The 19085-nt window shown below is 40.4% G+C and carries 19 protein-coding genes; 11 read left to right on the top strand and 8 right to left on the bottom strand.

The features are described 5' to 3' along the window. Positions 1 to 129: 129 nt before the first annotated feature. The 4 genes from crtB (at position 130) to GNE10_RS06485 (ending at position 5857) form a co-directional block, all read left to right on the top strand. Positions 130 to 1017, top strand: a complete 888-nt coding sequence (crtB, locus tag GNE10_RS06500) for a cyanoexosortase B (RefSeq protein ID WP_185564167.1) — start codon at positions 130 to 132, stop codon at positions 1015 to 1017. 214 nt (positions 1018 to 1231) lie between these two features. Further along, positions 1232 to 1957 (top strand): cyanoexosortase B system-associated protein, encoded by a 726-nt coding sequence (locus GNE10_RS06495; RefSeq protein WP_185564166.1) that lies wholly within the window; start codon positions 1232 to 1234, stop codon positions 1955 to 1957. Positions 1958 to 2187: 230 nt separating this feature from the next. After that, the gene (locus GNE10_RS06490; RefSeq protein WP_185564177.1) at positions 2188 to 3540 is read left to right on the top strand and encodes a polysaccharide biosynthesis/export family protein; all 1353 of its coding nucleotides are present in this window, start codon (positions 2188 to 2190) and stop codon (positions 3538 to 3540) included. 148 nt (positions 3541 to 3688) lie between these two features. Beyond that, positions 3689 to 5857 carry a tyrosine-protein kinase domain-containing protein gene (locus GNE10_RS06485; RefSeq protein WP_185564165.1) on the top strand — a complete coding sequence of 723 codons (2169 nt, stop codon included), beginning with the start codon at positions 3689 to 3691 and terminating at the stop codon, positions 5855 to 5857. Positions 5858 to 6105: 248 nt separating this feature from the next. Here the strand turns inward: GNE10_RS06485 and GNE10_RS06480 are convergent, their stop codons facing one another. From GNE10_RS06480 to GNE10_RS06470, 3 genes are all read right to left on the bottom strand, one after another. Then, entirely contained in the window at positions 6106 to 6777 is a 672-nt protein-coding gene (locus GNE10_RS06480) for a rhomboid family intramembrane serine protease (RefSeq protein ID WP_185564164.1), read from the bottom strand. Between the two features lie 173 nt (positions 6778 to 6950). Continuing rightward, on the bottom strand, positions 6951 to 7667 hold the full coding sequence (locus GNE10_RS06475; RefSeq protein ID WP_185564163.1) for a rhomboid family intramembrane serine protease: 717 nt from the start codon (positions 7665 to 7667) through the stop codon (positions 6951 to 6953). Positions 7668 to 7867: 200 nt separating this feature from the next. Further along, positions 7868 to 8347, bottom strand: coding sequence for an MEKHLA domain-containing protein (locus tag GNE10_RS06470; protein ID WP_185564162.1), 480 nt, complete (start codon positions 8345 to 8347; stop codon positions 7868 to 7870). 168 nt (positions 8348 to 8515) lie between these two features. Here GNE10_RS06470 and GNE10_RS06465 point away from each other — a divergent pair, with 168 nt between their 5' ends. Next, complete coding sequence (locus GNE10_RS06465; RefSeq protein ID WP_185564161.1) at positions 8516 to 9136, top strand: hypothetical protein; 621 nt, start codon at positions 8516 to 8518, stop codon at positions 9134 to 9136. Between the two features lie 118 nt (positions 9137 to 9254). On the opposite strand, the gene GNE10_RS06460 is transcribed toward GNE10_RS06465, so the two are convergent. The 4 genes from GNE10_RS06460 to uvrB all read right to left on the bottom strand — a co-directional run bounded on the left by GNE10_RS06460 (position 9255) and on the right by uvrB (position 12329). After that, positions 9255 to 9614 (bottom strand): DUF5615 family PIN-like protein, encoded by a 360-nt coding sequence (locus tag GNE10_RS06460; RefSeq protein WP_260446814.1) that lies wholly within the window; start codon positions 9612 to 9614, stop codon positions 9255 to 9257. Beyond that, on the bottom strand, positions 9611 to 9856 hold the full coding sequence (locus GNE10_RS06455) for a DUF433 domain-containing protein (RefSeq protein ID WP_099071166.1): 246 nt from the start codon (positions 9854 to 9856) through the stop codon (positions 9611 to 9613). Before GNE10_RS06455 ends, GNE10_RS06460 begins: the two co-directional genes overlap by 4 nt. Before the next feature lie 113 nt (positions 9857 to 9969). Further along, a complete protein-coding gene (locus GNE10_RS06450) occupies positions 9970 to 10242 on the bottom strand; it encodes a DUF2281 domain-containing protein (RefSeq protein ID WP_311774795.1) in 273 nt (90 codons plus the stop codon). Between the two features lie 89 nt (positions 10243 to 10331). Next, complete coding sequence (gene uvrB, locus GNE10_RS06445; protein WP_185564160.1) at positions 10332 to 12329, bottom strand: excinuclease ABC subunit UvrB; 1998 nt, start codon at positions 12327 to 12329, stop codon at positions 10332 to 10334. 248 nt (positions 12330 to 12577) lie between these two features. Here uvrB and GNE10_RS06440 point away from each other — a divergent pair, with 248 nt between their 5' ends. From GNE10_RS06440 to GNE10_RS06420, 5 genes are all read left to right on the top strand, one after another. After that, positions 12578 to 13045: a hypothetical protein gene (locus tag GNE10_RS06440; protein ID WP_185564159.1), complete on the top strand. Its 468-nt coding sequence runs from the start codon at positions 12578 to 12580 to the stop codon at positions 13043 to 13045. A gap of 322 nt (positions 13046 to 13367) precedes the next feature. After that, positions 13368 to 13550 (top strand): CsbD family protein, encoded by a 183-nt coding sequence (locus tag GNE10_RS06435; RefSeq protein WP_185564158.1) that lies wholly within the window; start codon positions 13368 to 13370, stop codon positions 13548 to 13550. 368 nt (positions 13551 to 13918) lie between these two features. Continuing rightward, entirely contained in the window at positions 13919 to 14359 is a 441-nt protein-coding gene (locus GNE10_RS06430) for a hypothetical protein (protein ID WP_185564157.1), read from the top strand. Positions 14360 to 14462: 103 nt separating this feature from the next. Beyond that, positions 14463 to 14984: a hypothetical protein gene (locus GNE10_RS06425; RefSeq protein WP_185564156.1), complete on the top strand. Its 522-nt coding sequence runs from the start codon at positions 14463 to 14465 to the stop codon at positions 14982 to 14984. A 516-nt stretch (positions 14985 to 15500) separates the two neighbouring features. Further along, complete coding sequence (locus tag GNE10_RS06420) at positions 15501 to 16139, top strand: histidine phosphatase family protein (RefSeq protein ID WP_185564155.1); 639 nt, start codon at positions 15501 to 15503, stop codon at positions 16137 to 16139. A 310-nt stretch (positions 16140 to 16449) separates the two neighbouring features. On the opposite strand, the gene GNE10_RS06415 is transcribed toward GNE10_RS06420, so the two are convergent. Further along, complete coding sequence (locus GNE10_RS06415) at positions 16450 to 18192, bottom strand: serine/threonine-protein kinase (protein ID WP_185564154.1); 1743 nt, start codon at positions 18190 to 18192, stop codon at positions 16450 to 16452. 165 nt (positions 18193 to 18357) lie between these two features. On the opposite strand from GNE10_RS06415, the gene GNE10_RS06410 reads away from it, so the two are divergent. After that, the coding region (locus GNE10_RS06410) for a hypothetical protein (protein WP_185564153.1) at positions 18358 to 19085 on the top strand (728 nt) is incomplete at its 3' end.

The following is a 19085-nucleotide window of genomic DNA, read 5'->3' as shown; positions in this document are numbered from 1 at the left end:
AGTGTTGACTGTTGACTGGGGAGTTATTATTCTCCCCTACCCCATGCCCAATGCCCAATGCCCAATGCCCAATGCCCAATGCCCAATGCCCAATGCCCAATGCCCAATGCCCATTAATCAATTAAAATCATGGCACTCCAGCAACAGATTAAAAATACAAACGTGTCAGGTTTGTTAAATTTAGCTATTTTAGGTATTCTATTGCTGCTTTATGCTCCCATACTCCTACATTGGCTGGATGGCTGGCTGCACAAAAATATTAGTACGGAACACGAATATTTTAGTCACGGCATTATTGGTTTGCCATTTGCTGGTTATTTGGGCTGGCTGAAGCGGAAACAATGGGTACGTTTACCAGATACTATCCATCCTTTAGGTGCAGTTTTGTTGTTATTGGGGGGAGTATTTTATCTTAGCGGTGTTAGAGAGTGGGTTAATCTTTCGCTACCCTTTATTCTGAGTGGATTGTGCTTGTGGTTTAAGGGAATATCTGGTTTGCGATCGCAAGCATTCCCCTTGTTATTGGTATTTTTAGCAACTCCAACATCAGTACCTTATCTCATTGCTCCCTATACTTTACCTCTTCAAAGCTTCATCGCTGGTAGCGCAGGCTTCATACTGAATCAATTTGGTATGGAAGTAACTGTCGATGAGATCAATCTCTACGTGGGAGGACGAATTGTCGAAGTTGCTCCCTATTGTGCAGGGCTGAAAATGTTATTCACCACCCTCTACGTCGGTTTAATGCTGCTTTATTGGACAGGTGCTTTATCTTCACGTAACACAAGCATATCGTTTTTATTTATTGCTGCGATCGTCAGTACTACTGCCAATATTATTCGCAACACTTTACTAACTTTCTTTCATGGAACAGGTCAAGAAGCAGCTTTTAAATGGCTCCATGATAGTTGGGGTGGTGACCTTTACTCAGCTTTGATGCTCGTGTCACTAGTGCCCTTGCTCAATTGGATTAATAACTATTTTTCTGCATCTGGGGAAGTTGGGGATGATGCATAGGGCATGGGGCATTGGACATGGGGCATGGGGCATAGGGCATGGGGCAGAAGAGGCGGAGGTGCAAAGGGGCAGAGGGGAAAAACTCATCTCCCTTGTCTCCCTTCCCATCTCCCATGCCCAATGCCCTAATCGCCACCTAAAGTCCTAAATATCACTGAACTCATGGTGTTATTTTGTAAAGTAAAATTTTGCGTAAGTATTGAAAATTTTACTGATGATTTCGTTCTCTAAGTTTTTTAAAGAAAATCAATTGAGTCAGGTAGCAGCACTTTTGTTATTGCTACTGTTGTTGGTGATGGGAGGAATTCCTGGATACCTGACGGGACACTGGCAATGGAAACAACTACCACCTGTGGCTAGTCTTAAGGAATTAAGACAAATCCGCAAAACTGGGTTAACTGTTCCTGGTTGGCAAACTATTGAACAAGCACAACAGCAAATTGGCGAACATAAATGGTCTGTGCAGGTTCTTCAAAAAGAAGGCTCAAAGGAGACTCAAGCAATTTTACTTTTGCTACCGCAAAACGGGCCTATGGATCAACCAGAGGTGGAGTGGACAGAGGTTAATGGCTGGGGAAGGTTGCGCTGGGGAAAATGGGATGTAGCTCAATACCGTAGTGCGGAATTTACTGTTAAACCTTCTGCAAACTTGACTGCTGATGTTGAAACGAAAGTAGAAGCTAGGTTCTTTCGTGGCTCCACACAACAACAAACCTTTGCTGTCTTGCAATGGTACGCTATGCCAAAGGCTGGAAATCCATCGCCATTTAATTGGTTCGTGGCAGACCAGTTGGCACAGTGGCGTAAGCAACGCACTCCTTGGGTGGGTGTAAGTATTTTGATTCCAATGGAACCTTTAGGACAAGTAGAAAAATCTTGGCCTCTAGCCCAGTCTCTTGGGGAAACTGTACAAAGTGCATTGATGACTGCCGCTTTTTAGCTATGTTACAGCGATATTGAGGGAGAAATTGAGAAAAATATTGGAGCGATCGCTCTTTAGTTCAAACTCATTTCAAAAATCTGCAAAATTATGAAGTTGAAAATTCAAATTGACATGATTTTTCGCCTTTTCCCTGGTAAATACTTGTAGATAAAAGAGACACCAAGGATACTTTTAGAGTAAAATAACGAGTCGGCGCGACTAATTCTTACATGAGTTTTCCTGCACCGATGTTGATAACTCCCAGATCTTATATGCGTGCATTTAGCGCCCTGTGTTTTGTCAGCCTTCAAGTAGGATTTTTTTTAACAGCACCTATCCAGCTTGTTGTTGCTCAGCCTTTCCCATCTCAAGGACAACCCCCCTCCCCGGTACCTGGTACTGAGGATGTTGTACCTCCAAGTCCAAACAACGAAATTTCTCCGCAACTCAGCCGCTATTTGTTGGGGCCAGGAGATAGTATTGGGGTTGTGCTTCAGCGTCCTCCTGGCCCTTATCGTTTGGGAATCGGAGATGCAATTAGCGTTTCGGTTCAGCGCTTTCCAGAATTAAGCTTTCAAGCCGTAATAAATCCAGAAGGTAACATTGTGGTGCCCCTACTGGGAACAGTTTCCTTGCAAGGTTTAACATTGGAAGAAGCTCAAGAAAAAATTCGCTTGGGTTTAAATCGTTATGTTGTCGATCCAGTAATAGTTTTAGCCCTAGCAAGCCAGCGTCAAGATTTAGCTTTTCAAGCTGTAATCAGTCCAGAAGGTAACGTTGTAGTGCCACAAGTGGGAACAGTGTCTTTACAAGGTTTAACTTTGGAAGAAGCTCAAGAAAAAATTCGCTTGGGTTTAAGTAGAATTTTTCCAGATCCCATCGTGGTAGTATCTTTGATCGGAACGCGACCAGTCCAAGTTACCATTAGCGGCGAAATATTTCGACCAGGAATTTATCCAATTAATTCACCAACGCCCCGTGTTGCTGATGCTTTGTTAATCTCCGGTGGTTCAACACTGAATGCAGACCTCCGACAAGTGCAAATACGCCGCAAGTTAGTTGATGGTTCAGTGGTTTCGCAAACCATTGATTTGTATGCATCGCTGCAAAATGGTGGTTCAATCCCTAATTTACGCTTACAAGACGGAGATGCAATCTTTATACCTCGTCGCGAAGTTGGTAATGAAGATGGTTATGACCGCAATTTGGTAGCACGTTCATCCTTGGCCACACCACAGATCAGAGTCCGAGTTTTAAACTATGCTGCCGGAGGTATTTCTACTCAAGCCCTGCCTAATGGTAGTACATTTGTGGATGCCTTGGGAGGAGTAAATCTCGATACAGCTAATCTCCGGAGTATCGCTTTGGTTCGGTTCGATCCCGAACGAGGTAGAGCCATTACTCAAAAACTAGATGCGAAAAAAGCTCTGGGAGGCGATGCATCTCAAAACGTGCCACTTCAAGATAATGATGTTATTGTTGTAGGCCGAAACCTTGTCGGTAGAATTACGAATTTACTGAGTACCATTACCCAACCCTTCTTTAATGTGCAATCTTTTCTCCGATTTTTTGATAACTTCGGTGGCGGTGGTTCTAATTAGGGAGATGGGGAGGTCGGGAGATGGGGAGATGGGGAGACGCGGGGACGCAAAGAGATGAATTAATAACCAATGCCCAATGCCCAATGCCCCATGCCCAATGCCCAATGCCCAATGACTAATGCCCAATGACTAACTATATGCCCTTACTATGACCCCACCAATTGTTAAGCGCTATCTTATTGCTTTTGAAAAATACAAGTGGATTGGACTAGCTAGTTTTTGTTTAGTTATAGCGGGGTCAACGGTGGTGGCTATGCAACCAGATCCACCTCCTAGCTACATAGCATCAGCGGCGCTGACATATAGTGGGCCACCTGTTTCTTTCTCTGCAACTGGTAGTGAAATCCAACAACAAGGAAAGGAACTAAATGAGGAAGTTTTACTATCAAATCAGATAATTGCAGCAGTGGCAGAGAAAGTAAATCTCAGGCCGAAACAACTCGGTGCAAGTATTGTCCTTTCTCTACCGAAGAAAAATCCCAGGACTGGAGATTTTGAAACTACTACTTTTGAACTGAAGTATGTAGATACTGACCCGAAACGAGCTATAGAAGTTTTGGCTGAATTGATGCAATCAATGGTCAAGTTGAGCAGTGATATCAATACGGGACGATTGCAAGCAATTATTCAAAAAATAAACGAGCGCTTACCACAAGCTAAACGGGAATTACAAATTGCTGAAAAGAGGTTGGAACAGTACGATCGCATTGAGCGTACAGCAATATTAGCAGCAGAAAATGGTAGTTTGCTCAGCGCCATTACTGCCAGCCAAAATCTCCAACGGCAAATTCAATTAACTATTTCTGGGGTTGATGGTCAAATTCGCAGTTTACAAAATAAGTTGGGCTTAACTGTTGGAGAGGCTTATATTTCTTCGGCTTTAAGTGCCGATCCCATTATTGCTAATTTGCGATCGCAAATTTATCAAACTGAATCACAAATCGCTTTACTCAGAAAAGATTTACGACTCGAACACCCAACCATGATTCAGTTGCTACGCCAAAAACAAGCTGCTGAAGAATTACTCCAACAACGTGCAGCTGAAGTTTTAGGCGGTAATGGAATGGCAGCTCCACTGCGGGGTGACATCGCTAGTATTCGCACTTCATCAAGTTTAGACCCAGCACGCCAACAACTGGCAAACCAAATGGTGTCTTTACAAACCCAACGGGAGACACTCCAACAACAACTCGCTCAAGAAATCCAACAAGAAGCACGGCTACGCCAAGAGTATTCTTTAATACCCAATAAACAATTAGAGCGATCGCGTTTAGAACAGGAGGTTGGACTCAAAAAAGCCATCTACGAACAAATGCAGGCCAAGCTAACGGATGCTAAAACCGCAGAAGCCGAAACAACCAGCAGCCTCAGCGTTGCCAGACGCCCCACAGTTACTCCTGATATTAAACCTCCCAAGAGTATACCTATTACCTTGGCTGTGGGTGGTATCTTGGGTGTGGTAGTTGGTGGTGGGGTGATATTTTTATTAGGATCGCTGGAAGGAACTTTCAAAACCAGAGAAGATATCCGCGAAAGCCTCAAACAACGAGAAGTGGCGCTGTTGGGAGAGTTGCCTTTAATGTTACTTGATGATTTAGACCGAGAATCAGTGCCAGTGGTACTTTCTCCAGAATCTCCCTACTTAGAATTTTATGAAAAGTTCCGTAGTAATCTGCGGCGCATTGGTGGTAAAAACTTAAAGGTAGTTTTAATTACTAGTACCAGCAGCCTAGAAGGTAAAACCGCAAGCGCTTATAACTTGGGTATTGCCTCTGCCCGTGCAGGCAAAAGAACTTTGATTATTGAAACAGATTTGCGATCGCCTTCTCGTTGCAACTCCCTGAAAGTAATTCCCGATCCCGACGCCACCATTGAACCCCTGCGTTATTACGCTGACTTGAGTGAATGTATTCGTTTAGTTCCTGATGTCGAAAATTTATACATTCTTCCCAGTCCTGGCCCCGTACGGCAATCTGCTGCTATCCTGGAATCTAGTGAAATACGGCGGCTGATGGATGATGTCCGCGAACGTTTTGATTTAGTAATTTTAGATACTAGTCCCTTAAGTTTATCTAATGACCCATTGTTAATCCAACCCTACAGCGATGGCATCGTACTAGTGGCGCGACCCCATTATACAGAAGAGAACATGTTAGGGGAGGCGATCGATCAATTGGTTGAATCAGAACTGGGGTTATTAGGAGCAATCATTAACGGCGCTGATATCGTCGTTACTCTACCTCCACCACCGTTTTCAGCTGAAGTAGAACCAGAAAATGTTCAAGAGTCAGAAGAAGTTTCAGCAGGTGCGAGTTGAATGGAGACTAGTGGTTCATCGCATTAGTTATGAAAGGTTCGTAGTAAGCACTTTAGTGCTTAAAAATCAAGGACTAAAGTCCTTACTACGAACATTTTTCCCTACAAAATTAATGCGATAGACCACTAGGGGAGATACAAAGATGGGGTGATGGGGTGAAACTACGTCCACCAACTCATCACTCCAAACTCCAAACTCCTAACTCCAAACTCCTAACTCCTAACTATTAACTCTTAATGCCCACCCCATTAATCCCTTCTAAACAACCCAAATAGAGGAGCCAGAATGATGCCAAAAACAAAACCACCGATGTGTGCCCAGTAGGCAACTCCACCACTTTCTACGCTCATGTTGGCGGCTGTTTGTAGGCTTACAAGACCGGATATGACATTTTGTACAAAGAAAAGTCCAATTATTACTAAAGCTGGTACTCGGATGGTGGTGATGAAAATCCCCAAAAAGACTAAAGTCATCACTCTAGCTTGGGGAAAACGAATAATGTACGCACCTAATACTCCGGAAATTGAACCACTTGCGCCTAATGAAGGAATCTCAGAATTAATGCCAATAAACCATTGGCACAATGCAGCTAAAGCACCACACGCCAAATAAAAAATTAAATATCTAAAATGGCCTAAACGCTCTTCAATATTGTTGCCAAAAATCCAGAGAAACAGCATATTTGAGATTAAATGCCACCATCCGCCGTGTAAGAATTGTGACGTAAATAAAGTTATCCATTCCTGAGAAAAATTGGTGGTTAACTGTTGAGGGATTACTGCATACTGACTTAAAAATAAATTCAATCGTGCATTTGACAGGCTCACCTCGTGAAGAAAAACTAAAATATTCATGCCAATTAACCCGTAGGTGAAATACGGGGTAATACGTGTGGGATTTTCATCGTAAAGAGGAAACACTGGTGTTTTTCCTAAATTATTAACTAACTGCAATATAGCTTGTATTACTAGCAGTTGTTGAGTCTAGGTATTTGAACTCATACCCAATGCCCTATTTTTAAGGCAGGTCTAATGTAAAATCCCACCCTAGAAAGAGTGGGATTGGCTTAAAAATAAAATTCTTCTAAACTTAACTATAACCAAGATTCTTCTGGGGATTTATCGCTGAATAAACCCAAGAGTGGCCCAAGAATTGCGCCGAAGATAAACCCGCCTGCATGGGCCCAGTAGGCAATACCGCCGCTTTCCATACCGATGTTGGTGGGTGTTTCAAGGCTAACAAGTCCGTAGAAGGCTTGTTCGAGAAACCAAAATCCCAGAAAGAAGTATGCAGGGACGCGGAAAGTCGGGAAGAAAAATCCTAAGGGTACAACACCAATAACTTCGGCTTTGGGAAAGCGAAGAATGTAAGCTCCCATAACACCTGCGATCGCACCACTCGCACCCAATGAAGGAATGCTAGAATCTTGACCGAAGTACCACTGGGTTAATGACGCTAAAACGCCACAAGATAAATAGAACAATAAATATTTGGCATGACCTAATTTATCTTCAACGTTATTACCAAAAATCCATAGAAACAACATGTTGCCGGCTAGGTGTAACAAACCGCCGTGCAAAAATTGTGAAGTAATCAAAGTCGCCCACTCTGGAACCGGTTGATGTAGAGAAATACCAGCAAAGCTTAAGGTAAGTTCGCTAGGAACCACAGCTGCAAGGTGTAAAAATCCATTTAATGCTCGTGGGGGAAGACTTGATTCATAGAGAAAAGCGAGGACGTTGGCAGCAACCAGTCCATAAGTCACATAAGGGGTAATTTTTGTAGGATTATTATCTCTAATGGGAACCACGGGCGTTTTTCCTGATTTTAAAGCACAAACTCTACATTACTGAATTTAACAAGTAGTTTCTTCTACCTCGTGGATAGATCTTGGTTGAACTAAAAGAAGAAGTAATTTCCCCTGACGTTGGAATTGCTTTACTACACTTTGTTTCGATCGCAATGACAATATCAGTGTTGCAGTGTAAGTCCTAACCTACTGTTATTCAGTCATGTGATAAATTTCCAACTAGAGAAAAAAGCAGCTTGACCGCAGTGCTGATTTTCTTCATCTAAAACGTTCCAAAGTATCGTATTTTCTATGTAAAAGCGTTTACCGTTGCTAGAGGTACGGATACCAGAATAATTAGAGATAAAGCCTTTATTTGCTGCTTCTGATAATAGGCGATCGCGTTCTTCTTGCACTACTTCTTCAGCAGATTTTCGGGAAGGCATTGTGATAAATTCTTCCCAAGAAAGCTCCCAAAGTTCTAATGCTTTGCGATTACCATAGTTAAAAATTGGATCTGACTCAATCCCATGAGAAACTAAGACAAAAGGTGCTTCAAATAATACATGTGCTATCTCCTGGGGTACACCATTTACATCCAATAAAGAATTTCCCGTCCAATGGCGAAAGCTGTTTATCAGGCGTTGACTGTGGCGAATAATTGCTTCTTGCTGCCAAGGAAATTTGATCATGCTGGTCATGAGAAAATTAATACATAGCACCAGAATTTAGTATGGCATGAAATAGTTTTTTACAATTAATGTTTGAGAAAATCAACAAGTCTGAAATTTGGAAAATTGCAAAAGGGTCTTGACGTACTCTCCCTAAAGCTGAAAATATGCTAATTAATGCATCAGGCTTGGTAATTTATGTTTTCTGCAAATTCACTAGAAAATCAACTCCAGCGCTGGAACGAAACTGTTCGCAATCAACCCCAAAATCCTAATGCTTATATTCGCCGAGGTATGGTTAAGTTTCAGTTGGCAAAAATTGATGAATCTATTGAAGATTTTGATATGGCAGAAAAATTAGATGAGCGTGTCAAACCATACCTCTGGCAACGTGGATTATCGTACTATTATGCAGAAAGATTTGGCCAGGGCGCTCAACAATTTGAAATAGATTTAACTGTGAATTTTCAAGATGTAGAAGAAACAGTATGGCGATATCTCTGCATAGCTCGGATTTCAGGTGTTGAAAAAGCACGAAATTCTTTACTAACTGTGAAAAACGACCCCCGGCCAGTGATGCGGCAGGTATATGATTTATATGCAGGAAATTGTACGTCAGATGATGTTTTAAATGTTGGTCAATCTCAAGGGACAAAGGGAAATTTTTACAGTCATCTTTATTTGGGATTATATTATGAAGCTGAAAATAATTTGGATTTGGCTAAGCAATATATAGTTAAAGCTGCTGATAATTACAAAATTGATGATTATATGTGGTATTTGGCGCAGGTACATAAAACACTGCGGGGATGGATATAGTTTAGGAATTAAAACCACCAAGGGCTTTCGTTTGCAAGCTGGCCTGAATTGTTAGGTTATAAATATGCTATTTAAGCATTTGTCGGTACAAGCGATCGCTGCTGAGAAAGAAAGTAAACTAAGGCAATGGGCGCTGACGTAACTGTGTACGCTCCAGAACTGTAAAACTTGCTTCTAATGATATGCCTTCCATACTCAGGAGGCGTAGCAAGTCTTCAGCAGGTTCCTCTGGTGAAGCAGGAAAATAACGGAAATAAACCACACCAACTGGCGATGGCATTCGCAGGCGGTAAATTAATTCACCATAATCTCGGTCAAATGTTAAAATAATTCGCCCCTCACGAACTGCGCGTGTCAAAACCTCAGAATCTTCTGCACCTGGCGCGTCTTCACTTCCATAGGCTACATCGTAACCACTAGAGCGCAAATATCTAACGCTCATCACAGGAAAGTTTTCATTTGCTAGAAACCGCATCATCCCGCCTCGGACAACAGCGGTAGGGTGTATAAAGATTCTTCACGCATACACTCTGCTGTAAAAGTAAATACTGCCCTTAGTGCTTCTGAACTTAGGGTAGGATAGTTTTCTAGCACTTGTTGTTGTGTCCATCCCGCAGCAAACAAACCCAACAAGAACTCTACAGATAAACGAGTTCCTTTCACAGTCGGCTTACCCAACAAAATTTTTGGGTCTGAATGAATGTACTGTCGCCAGTCCATAGTTTTTACTCCGACAAAACTACAGCTATTGTTGCACAAGATGATTTTTGTTTGGTTGCTCCGTAGATGCTTAATGCGATCGCTCACCTATTTAATTTTCGCTGGCTTCGGTTTCAAACTGGTTCATCAAAGTCATCAGGCAAAGGTAAAACAAAAGTTCCTTGTAAAATTCCAGAACGACGCTTTTGTTGTGCTGAACTTTCCTGAGAAGCACTCTTTGAATAATTCTCAACTAAATATTTAGCATAATGCAATAGTTCTTGTTTAAGTGAATCTGGCATTTGCTCTATTGTTTGTAAAATTTCTGCATCAATAGCCATGATTTCTCCTGAGAGGTTATTCTGCTGGTAATTGTCTGGTAAGTCATGGCAGGTATTTTTTTTCACATTTACAGCTTTAAGCAATCGATGAATGATTCACCTTATTTAAGGTAGCAAAAAAAGAGCGTTCTCTTAATTGCTATCCTGAATAAGTACTAACGTCCCAACATTTTATCCCGCAAATGTTTAATGCGATCGCGCAGTTTTGCGGCTTCTTCAAATTCCAATTTTTTCGCCGCTTCTTTCATCTGTGTTTCTAACAAAGTAATCAATTCTGGAATTTGTTCTAAAGGTAGTTCATCGAGATGTTCTTCTACGACTTTTAAGTCAGTTGCATTCAACCGTCGGGATACATCTAAAAAGGACAAAATCGCATTACTCGATTTTTTGGTAATTGGTTTTGGTGTAATTCCATGCAGTTTGTTATATGCCGTTTGAATCCCGCGTCGTCTGTCTGTTTCATCAATGGCTTTAATCATGCTGTCGGTTAAATTATCAGCATATAAAATTGCTTGTCCCTGGACGTGACGCGCAGCTCTACCAATGGTTTGAATTAAAGAACGTTCGGCTCGCAAAAAACCTTCTTTGTCTGCGTCCATAATTACTACTAAGGAAACTTCGGGTAAATCCAAACCTTCCCGCAGTAAGTTTACTCCCACCAAAACATCGAAGTGACCTTCGCGTAAGTTCTGTAAAATTTCAATTCGCTCAATGGAATTAATTTCAGAATGTAAATACCGCACTCGAATACTGTGGTCTTGGAGATATTCGGTTAAATCTTCCGCCATGCGCTTGGTTAATGTGGTAATTAACACGCGTTCGTGGCGGTCAATTCTATCTTTAATTTCTCCTAATAAATCATCAATTTGTCCTTCTGTGGGACGCACAGAAATTTCTGGGTCAATTACCCCAGTTGGTCGAATTACTTGTTCTACTATTTGATTTTCAGAAATTTCTAATTCCCAATTTCCTGGAGTTGCGGAAACAAAAATACACTGATTTACTTTTTGCCAAAATTCTTCTGCTTTTAAAGGACGATTATCAGCAGCACTAGGAAGTCGAAATCCATGCTCGATTAAAACTTTTTTTCTTGCTTGGTCGCCGTTATACATCCCCCGAATTTGAGGGACAGTCACGTGAGATTCGTCAATAACTAGCAACCAATCTTTGGGAAAATAATCAATTAAACATTCTGGTGGTTCTCCGGGTTTTCTGCCGGCTAAGTGACGGGAATAGTTTTCCACGCCATTACAATAACCAACTTGCTGCAACATTTCTAAGTCGTAGCGCGTTCGTTGGTCTATGCGTTGTGCTTCTAATAATTTTCCGGCTGTTTCTAAGTAAGCTTTTTGCTCTTTTAATTCGGCGGCGATGTCTTGACAAGCTATTTCTAAGCGTTCTTCTGGAGTAACAAAGTGACGCGCAGGATAAACATTTACGGCTTCTAAACTTTTGAGAATTTCACCTGTTACAGGGTCGATATAACGAATTGCATCTATTTCATCACCAAAAAATTCGACGCGAATAATTCGGTCTTCATAAGCCGGGCCAATTTCTAAAACATCACCCCGGACGCGAAATTTTCCCCGTCCCATTTCTAAGTCGTTGCGGCTATATTGCACATTTGTCAAATCCCGCAAAACTTGACGTTGATTTACTTCCATGCCTATCTGGAGGGGAATGGCAGCTTTGAGATATTCTGCTGGCATTCCTAAACCGTAAATGCAACTAATGGAAGCAACCACAATAACATCACGGCGTTCAAAAAGCGATCGCGTCGCTGAATGCCGCAACATATCTATTTCATCATTAATTGCCGCTGTTTTTTCAATATAAGTATCAGTGACGGGAATATATGCTTCTGGCTGATAATAATCGTAATAACTGACGAAATACTCCACTGCATTGTGGGGAAAGAATTCTCGGAGTTCGTTACAAAGTTGTGCGGCTAGGGTTTTGTTATGCGCCAAGACTAAAGTAGGTTTGCCAATTTTCTCAATTACTGCTGCTACTGAAAATGTCTTGCCTGTTCCTGTGGCACCCAGTAAAGTTTGGTAACGATTGCCAGCTTTGATACTAGCACTGAGTTGGGCGATCGCTTGCGGTTGATCGCCTGTGGGACTAAAAGGAGCTTGAAGACAAAATTCTGTCATACAGTTTTGCTGAAAATACCCTGCCTGATTGTGACGATTTCACGCCCTATATATTGTAGCTCGCTAATTAAACTACGAAATATTCATAATCCTTTACAAAATTTTACTCTTACAATTTACTTATGTATAAGTTTTAAAGATTCTTATATCTATATGAGGATTTTTAAGGTTAAACTTTGATACATAGGAAAAATTCATCTTTCCTTAATTATTGTAAAATTCAATTAATAAACCAGAGGTATTCAGTTATGGCTGTTAGCAGTGGTGCTAAAGCAATCAATCCTCGGCAGAAGTACGCAAAACTGAAAGGGGAAACTACAGTGGAAGTTGAAAATCACCAAGGCGAGAATGTGAATAAGGATCAAGTCGAGCAAACTAGCGAACAGTCAGCACCAGAAACTCGTGGAACACTTACCATTGCTGGAGTTCGTCCCATAGGCAGTAGCGACTTGCAAGTTGCGGAAAAACTTTCAATTTCTGGAGTGCGTCCCGTTAGTACCAGTAATTTGGAAGTTGTGGAAACCTATAACGCAATGGGTATTCGTCCAATTGGTGCTAATACATTCAAAGTCGTTGAAAGTATTAATCTCTCTGGTATTCGTCCAGTTAGCTCAAGTTCCTTAGTAGTAGCCGAAAGCTATTCAATATTTGGTAACCGTCCAGTGGCATCAAACGATATAGACGACTCTGCAAACCTCATGGGTTTTCTGGATTAAACCAAAAGAATATCCCCATAACTTGATTCACCCAGTTTCTTTACGGAACTGGGTTTTTTATTTGTATTTGTCTACGTCTTTTAGCATAGGTAACTAAGCTTAATTCATTTCAAATTGTATTTAAATAATAGCTAGGATGTTTACTGCCATTACTTTTAACAATTTTGAATTTTGAATTTTGAATTTTGAATTCTTTAATATACCTTGTGGTGGAAGGCTTTGCTAAAAACCTTAAGTTAGGGTGTAAGGGTAATAACAAAGAATTTCAAAGTTAATTTATAGCTTTGAAACAAACTTTCGATAAAATAAACAGGAGTATCCAATGAGTTTAGAAGAACGCGCTAAAGCTGCTGCTAAGAATATTGAAGGTAAAGCCCAAGAAGCAGCAGGAAATGTGACTGGCGACCCAGAAGATAAAGCCGAAGGTAAAGCAAAGCAAGCTGAAAGTGAAGTGCGTCACGGCATCGAAGACGTAAAAGACAATATCAAGAAAAAGATTGATTAGAGTGCATATTTGTTAGCAAAAGCTTTCAAAAGAATCAGGTGCATCGAAGTTTTGTAAAACAGGTATGAAATGTCTAGGAGCTAACTTAAACTCATTTTAAACTCCGTCTATCAAGGAGCAAAATAGTATTAATTTGGCTTGTAGAACTTATGTAGAGACGAAACTAATCACGTCTCTACACTCTTTACACTTTAGTTTAAATTTATTATAGGAATTATGCTTAATGGGGTGAAAAAAATCACTCTGAGATAGGAAAACTCGATTCCCTACTCCCCATTCACTAACTACCTAAATAATTTCATCAATCAAATTACATTGCTATAACTATTTAACTTGTTACTCAAGGCGTTTGATTAGGAGCGAAAATAATGAGTCTACTGCAACAAAGTCGCAAAATATTAGCGACTTTAGTTTTAATAGTAGTTCTGATGATAACTACTGCTTGTGCTGGTGGTACGGTGTCAAAAGTTGACCGCACAGCAAACCCGCCCGCAGTTGGTAGAGATGTAGCTTATGCAGAGTTAGAACGTGGTAATAGCCCAAAAGGACAAACTTTTGGTAATTGGGTTGTGCAAACATCAAGAGGATTAATTCAAGACGCTTATGTTCGTGATAACAACAAATTAGGTGTTGTAATTTCTCCTCAAGTTCGTCCTAACGAAGTCCGACCATTAGCAAAATCCTTAGTTCAAGGTTTTCGCAAAAACTTCCCCAATCAAGACTTGAAAGTTTTGATTTATAGCCCTGACAAGCAATTAATTTTGACCACTGATTATGACGTTCAGACTAACCAAATCAAGTATAGTTAATGGCTGAATTTGTAACCCAGACAATCAGTAAATTGTAGAAATACGATTCATTGCATCTGCATGAAGTTAGAAAAATTGAACCATAAAAAAGGAAATTAAAAAAATGACAAGTAACCAAGAATATAGACGCCAAATTATGCAAGATTTGGCGCAGGGAAATGTAGAATCTCTGGATGAACCGACAGCCAATTCCACAACCGAATATCAAAACTTTGATGATTTCGCTCAACGCACAACAGCAGATCAACGTAGACAGTTATTTGGTCAAACTTTGCATCCAGATAGAATTCCTGCAAGCCAAATGGAGCCGGAATTACAACAGGCGATCGCCAAAATTAAACCAAACGAACGCGATGATGTAGCAAGGGGTTTTTTCAAACACTTAAAAGAAAGAGGATTAGATGAACGACATCTAGAACAACAGTTGGGTCTTTCTACACATAATCCCAACCGTATGAATGCTGATGATGTTAGCAAACTCGCCTCTTTTGTCTATCACAATCATCCAGACATTTTCCGCGAAGTATTGGCAGATCAACCAGCCATTATCAAATTTCTCAGTAATCCTGTGGTGGCAGGAATTATTGGAATTGCAGCTGCAAAATGGTTAAGCAGTCGCAAATAAATTCTGAGTTCTTACTTCCTTTTCGCTCAAAGAATACCTCAAATTTTTAACTAAAACTCATAGCGCTTGGTGGCAGTCTACCGCCAAAGAGGCAAAGGAAAAAGAGGTAATTATGAAGTATAGCAGCCAAGAAGCAGTAGGCAACAGGCAATAAGGAAAGAAAGTCTCTTGGTGTCTGGGTTTTACTGTCAATTTATGTCCTAAACTATGCTTCGACTGCTATGAGGGAGTAATTTGTTGTGTTGCGTAACAAAGTATGGTGGGTATAACCCACCTTTTTTTTGCCTATCTGACTTGAAAATATACTATGATGCCAAGTTGGCATAGGAATTATTAGACCTATTGCAAAAGTTACTTTTGCAAGAGGGGGGAAAGGGAAAAGGGTTTTTATTTGCCCTTTCCCCTTTACCCCTTAACCTTTTCCCCACTTCTCTTTGAAGTCTATTGTTTAAAATTCTGGAACTTTCTGGCAAAAGCTTTTAATCCAAAATCCAAAATCTCAAATTCAAAATTAATATGAGCTTAACTCTTTATTTTCTCCGTCACGGACAGACAGAATGTAGTCGTAATAATTCCTTTTGTGGTTCTATAGACTCAGAACTCACCCCAGAAGGGTTGGAAATGGCCAAAGCTTTTGCAGTTGCATACAGTTCCACACCTTGGACAGCTATCTTTTGTAGTCCTATGAAGCGAACTGTGGAGACGGCAAAACCTTTATATCAAGCCATAGGAATGGAACCAGAACTCAGGGATGGTTTGAAGGAAATTAATTATGGCGAGTGGGAAGGAAAAACCCCAGAAGTAATTAGCCGTGATTATCACGATGATTATATTCGTTGGTCAGCAGATCCGGCTTGGAATGCACCAAATGGTGGAGAAATGGCAGGTACAATTGCTTATCGCGCCATGCAAGTAATTGAAGAAATCAAACAAAATTATAGTAGCGGTAATGTTTTAGTAGTATCTCACAAAGCAACTATCAGAATTATTGTATGTAATTTACTAGGAATTGATGTCGGACGCTTCCGGTTTCGTTTGGGATGTCCTGTAGGTTCAGTAAGTGTTGTAGAATTTACCTCCCACGGCCCGTTGTTAAAGGTTTTGGCAGACCGTACTCATTTGGATGAACGTTTGCGAAACTTGCCAGGAACCTGAAGAGGACGCAAGCATGGGGAAAAGCATTTCCTAGTCTGCTGAGGTACAAATCTCTGCATACTTCTGACTTGTAAGTAGGGAACAGGGAACAGGGAACAGGGAACAGAGAACAGATAACACATAATAACTACTTACATGCATGGTTACGTTGCGCGTAGAAAATGGTATTGAACTCTCCACAAAAAAATGAAGCTTGAGTGGAAATTTGTCAGCAGATTAAAGCCGCAATTCTTCGATAGAAGATAGAGAAACTTTTCTGCTTGTGCCTTCCCACTTCCAGAGCTATTCCCGCATCTGAAAATTACTGTAACTAGCGGATATTAACTTCTTGTAAGTAATTTACTTCCTGAAGATATTTAATTTTTGTATTGGAGTTTTGAGAGACAAAGGAATTTATTCTTTTTCCAGAATTTACTTTTTGATATTCAGCCAGTATGCGTTGCTTGCGAGTATATTCATTTAATTTAACTTGAGCTTCCGCATAAACTAAAGTATCACTGGGAATATTTTTAAGCAACTTGATAGCACTATCAAAATTACCAAGAGATGCTTGATAATAAGCTTTATTTAAAAAGTAAGCTGCTCTGATTTGCCGCTTGCGATGATATTCAGCTAATTTGTCTTGGACTATAGCGCCAGCAGAACTTTCTTTAGGAATTTGACGCAAGTATTTTAATGCTGTTGAAAAATCTTTTGTGCTGGCACTTTCGTAGGCTTTCGCTAATAAATCTTCGGTTTGTGCTTGAATATTAATGTATGCTTGTTGAACTAATTTATCTGTTTTAGATTGCCAATATAAAATATCTGGAACTTGACGGGCTGCATCAATGACATCTGACCATCTACTTTCATAATAAGCAGTTAAAGCTAATTGATATTGTTGTGCAGCTACTTGCCATTTCCCTTGCCATTCTTCGATTGTAGCTTGAGCTTCTGGATAAATATTGCTGTGGGAAGGAATTGATTTAGCGAGTGAAATCGCTTCTTGTAAATCCCCTGCTTGATATTCTTTTTTGGCTTGAGATAAAGTCTCTGTTTCTGGATTATTGGGTGAAGTATTAACTAAAGAATATATACTAAATCCCATTAACAAAGAATTCGCCGCTAATCCGACTTTCATTCCTGTGAATAACGGCGATAGTTTTCCAGAATTAGAATTCTGGGAATCATCTTTTATATCTGGTGTTAATATTTGTTTTGGCTCAGGTTCCCAGATAGTTTGTTTAAGAACCCGCAGAACTTCACCCGCAGACTGAAAACGTTTTTGGTAATCGTAGCGGATCATTTGGCTGAGAACGGCAGCTAAATAATCATTAACTGGCGTATTTGCACAACGCCAAATAATTTCATTTGTATAAGGATCGACTTTTAGTTGGAGTGGTTCTAGCCCTGTTAACGCTTGGATAGCAATCATTCCCAAAGCGTAAAGGTCGCTATTTGGTTGTGTTTCGCCAATAAATTGTTCTGGTGGTATGTATCCCAAGGAAGTAACGGGAATTCTATGAATAGGTAATTCTGCACCTATACCAAAATCAATCGATTGAATTGAGCCAAAATCAATTAACACTAACTTGCCATCAGCAGCACGTCTAATTAAATTTTCTGGTTTAATATCGCAATTAATAACACCTTGGGAGTGAACAAATTCTAGAATACTTAAAACATCTAATAAAAATTCTACAACTTCCCTTTCACTCCACACAGACCCCCACTCTTGATTAATTGGTAATTCCGCAGTCAGGGCGTGTCCTTCAATATATTCTTGCACCAAATAAAATCGCTTGTTTTCTTCAAAACAGGCGATGAATTCAGGAATTTGCTGATGGCTTCCTAAAAGCTTCAGAGTTTCAGTTTCAGTTAAAAACAATAGCCTCAGTGTGTCCAAGTAATTGGATTCAAAACTGTTAGCTTTGATCTCTTTAACTACGCATTTGGCTTTATCTGGGTAATTTACATCTACGGCAATGTATGTTTGTCCAAATACCCCTGCACCCAAGCTTTGGACAATTTGGTAGCGGCCTTGTAATAATTTACCAATTATGTGGTGAATCATAACCTGGTTACTCAGTGAGTCATTTTATTTAGTTTTTCTGACATTACCTCTTAATTTCCGGAAAACATGAGAGATTAACATCCTTCACGTTGACGGTTGACGGTGTTGGGGCGGTGAGGGAGAGAACCAACCCTTATAAAATAAACTACAGTTGAGACGTTAACTATGACTCGACAACCTTATGACCAGTTTTCAAAACAGTTTTTACAAGAGTTACTTTCACCGTTGGGGGAGGTAGAATTAAACAAAGAAATTACTGACGAAGTTCGTCAAGTAGATGTACTATTTTCCCAAACAGTAACATCTTCCCAACAAGTGGAATCACTGGGATTGCTAGGAAGGATAGCCACTAATACTAGTACGGCGTTGCTAGAACCATTTCGCAACCAGCCTAGCAAGACAGAAGTCCGAAACTGTCTTCTGAAATTGCTCTATGCTCTTGCAGATTCCCAACGCGAAGCCAAGCGTCAGAAAATCAGTTTACCGGAAGCTAATTTAGCACAATTGTGGATTTTAGCTCCTAGTGCTTCTGATAATTTGCTCAACAGTTTTGCAGCTAAACTAGAGCTAGAAACCTGGACTAATGGTGTTTACTTACTGCCGGAATCTTTAAGGACAGCAATTGTAGCGATTAACGAACTACCTATAACTGATGACACCTTGTGGTTAAGGATTTTAGGCAGAGGTGAAACACAACGCCAAGCTGTTAGTGAATTATTGGCACTCCCAGAAAACAATGTTTTACGAGAAAATACTCTCAAACTGATTACTAATTGGCGAATAATTCTAGTTCAACAACAACATTTAACAGACGAAGAGATGCCTAAGCCAGGAAGTCACCCTCCTGACTCGGCTACAAAACCGTGCATGAATCTTTCGATTCACACGGCTCC

It is taken from the genome of Nostoc sp. 2RC (genome assembly GCF_014222165.1).
In the GTDB taxonomy this organism is placed as follows: Bacteria; Cyanobacteriota; Cyanobacteriia; order Cyanobacteriales; family Nostocaceae; genus Nostoc; species Nostoc linckia.
Note: the sequence above shows the minus strand (reverse complement) of the source record. Positions and strands in the feature narration are given on the sequence as shown.

Excerpts from the sequence above, each read along its gene's own strand:
- GNE10_RS06435 (WP_185564158.1), top strand. The coding sequence starts at position 13,368 with ATGAGTTTAGAAGAACGCGCTAAAGCTGCTGCTAAGAATATTGAAGGT.
- GNE10_RS06440 (WP_185564159.1), top strand. The coding sequence starts at position 12,578 with ATGGCTGTTAGCAGTGGTGCTAAAGCAATCAATCCTCGGCAGAAGTAC.
- uvrB (WP_185564160.1), bottom strand. The coding sequence starts at position 12,329 with ATGACAGAATTTTGTCTTCAAGCTCCTTTTAGTCCCACAGGCGATCAA.
- GNE10_RS06465 (WP_185564161.1), top strand. The coding sequence starts at position 8,516 with ATGTTTTCTGCAAATTCACTAGAAAATCAACTCCAGCGCTGGAACGAA.
- GNE10_RS06490 (WP_185564177.1), top strand. The coding sequence starts at position 2,188 with ATGTTGATAACTCCCAGATCTTATATGCGTGCATTTAGCGCCCTGTGT.
- GNE10_RS06415 (WP_185564154.1), bottom strand. The coding sequence starts at position 18,192 with ATGATTCACCACATAATTGGTAAATTATTACAAGGCCGCTACCAAATT.
- GNE10_RS06430 (WP_185564157.1), top strand. The coding sequence starts at position 13,919 with ATGAGTCTACTGCAACAAAGTCGCAAAATATTAGCGACTTTAGTTTTA.
- GNE10_RS06420 (WP_185564155.1), top strand. The coding sequence starts at position 15,501 with ATGAGCTTAACTCTTTATTTTCTCCGTCACGGACAGACAGAATGTAGT.
- crtB (WP_185564167.1), top strand. The coding sequence starts at position 130 with ATGGCACTCCAGCAACAGATTAAAAATACAAACGTGTCAGGTTTGTTA.
- GNE10_RS06495 (WP_185564166.1), top strand. The coding sequence starts at position 1,232 with ATGATTTCGTTCTCTAAGTTTTTTAAAGAAAATCAATTGAGTCAGGTA.
- GNE10_RS06485 (WP_185564165.1), top strand. The coding sequence starts at position 3,689 with ATGACCCCACCAATTGTTAAGCGCTATCTTATTGCTTTTGAAAAATAC.
- GNE10_RS06470 (WP_185564162.1), bottom strand. The coding sequence starts at position 8,347 with ATGACCAGCATGATCAAATTTCCTTGGCAGCAAGAAGCAATTATTCGC.
- GNE10_RS06460 (WP_260446814.1), bottom strand. The coding sequence starts at position 9,614 with ATGATGCGGTTTCTAGCAAATGAAAACTTTCCTGTGATGAGCGTTAGA.
- GNE10_RS06425 (WP_185564156.1), top strand. The coding sequence starts at position 14,463 with ATGACAAGTAACCAAGAATATAGACGCCAAATTATGCAAGATTTGGCG.
- GNE10_RS06455 (WP_099071166.1), bottom strand. The coding sequence starts at position 9,856 with ATGGACTGGCGACAGTACATTCATTCAGACCCAAAAATTTTGTTGGGT.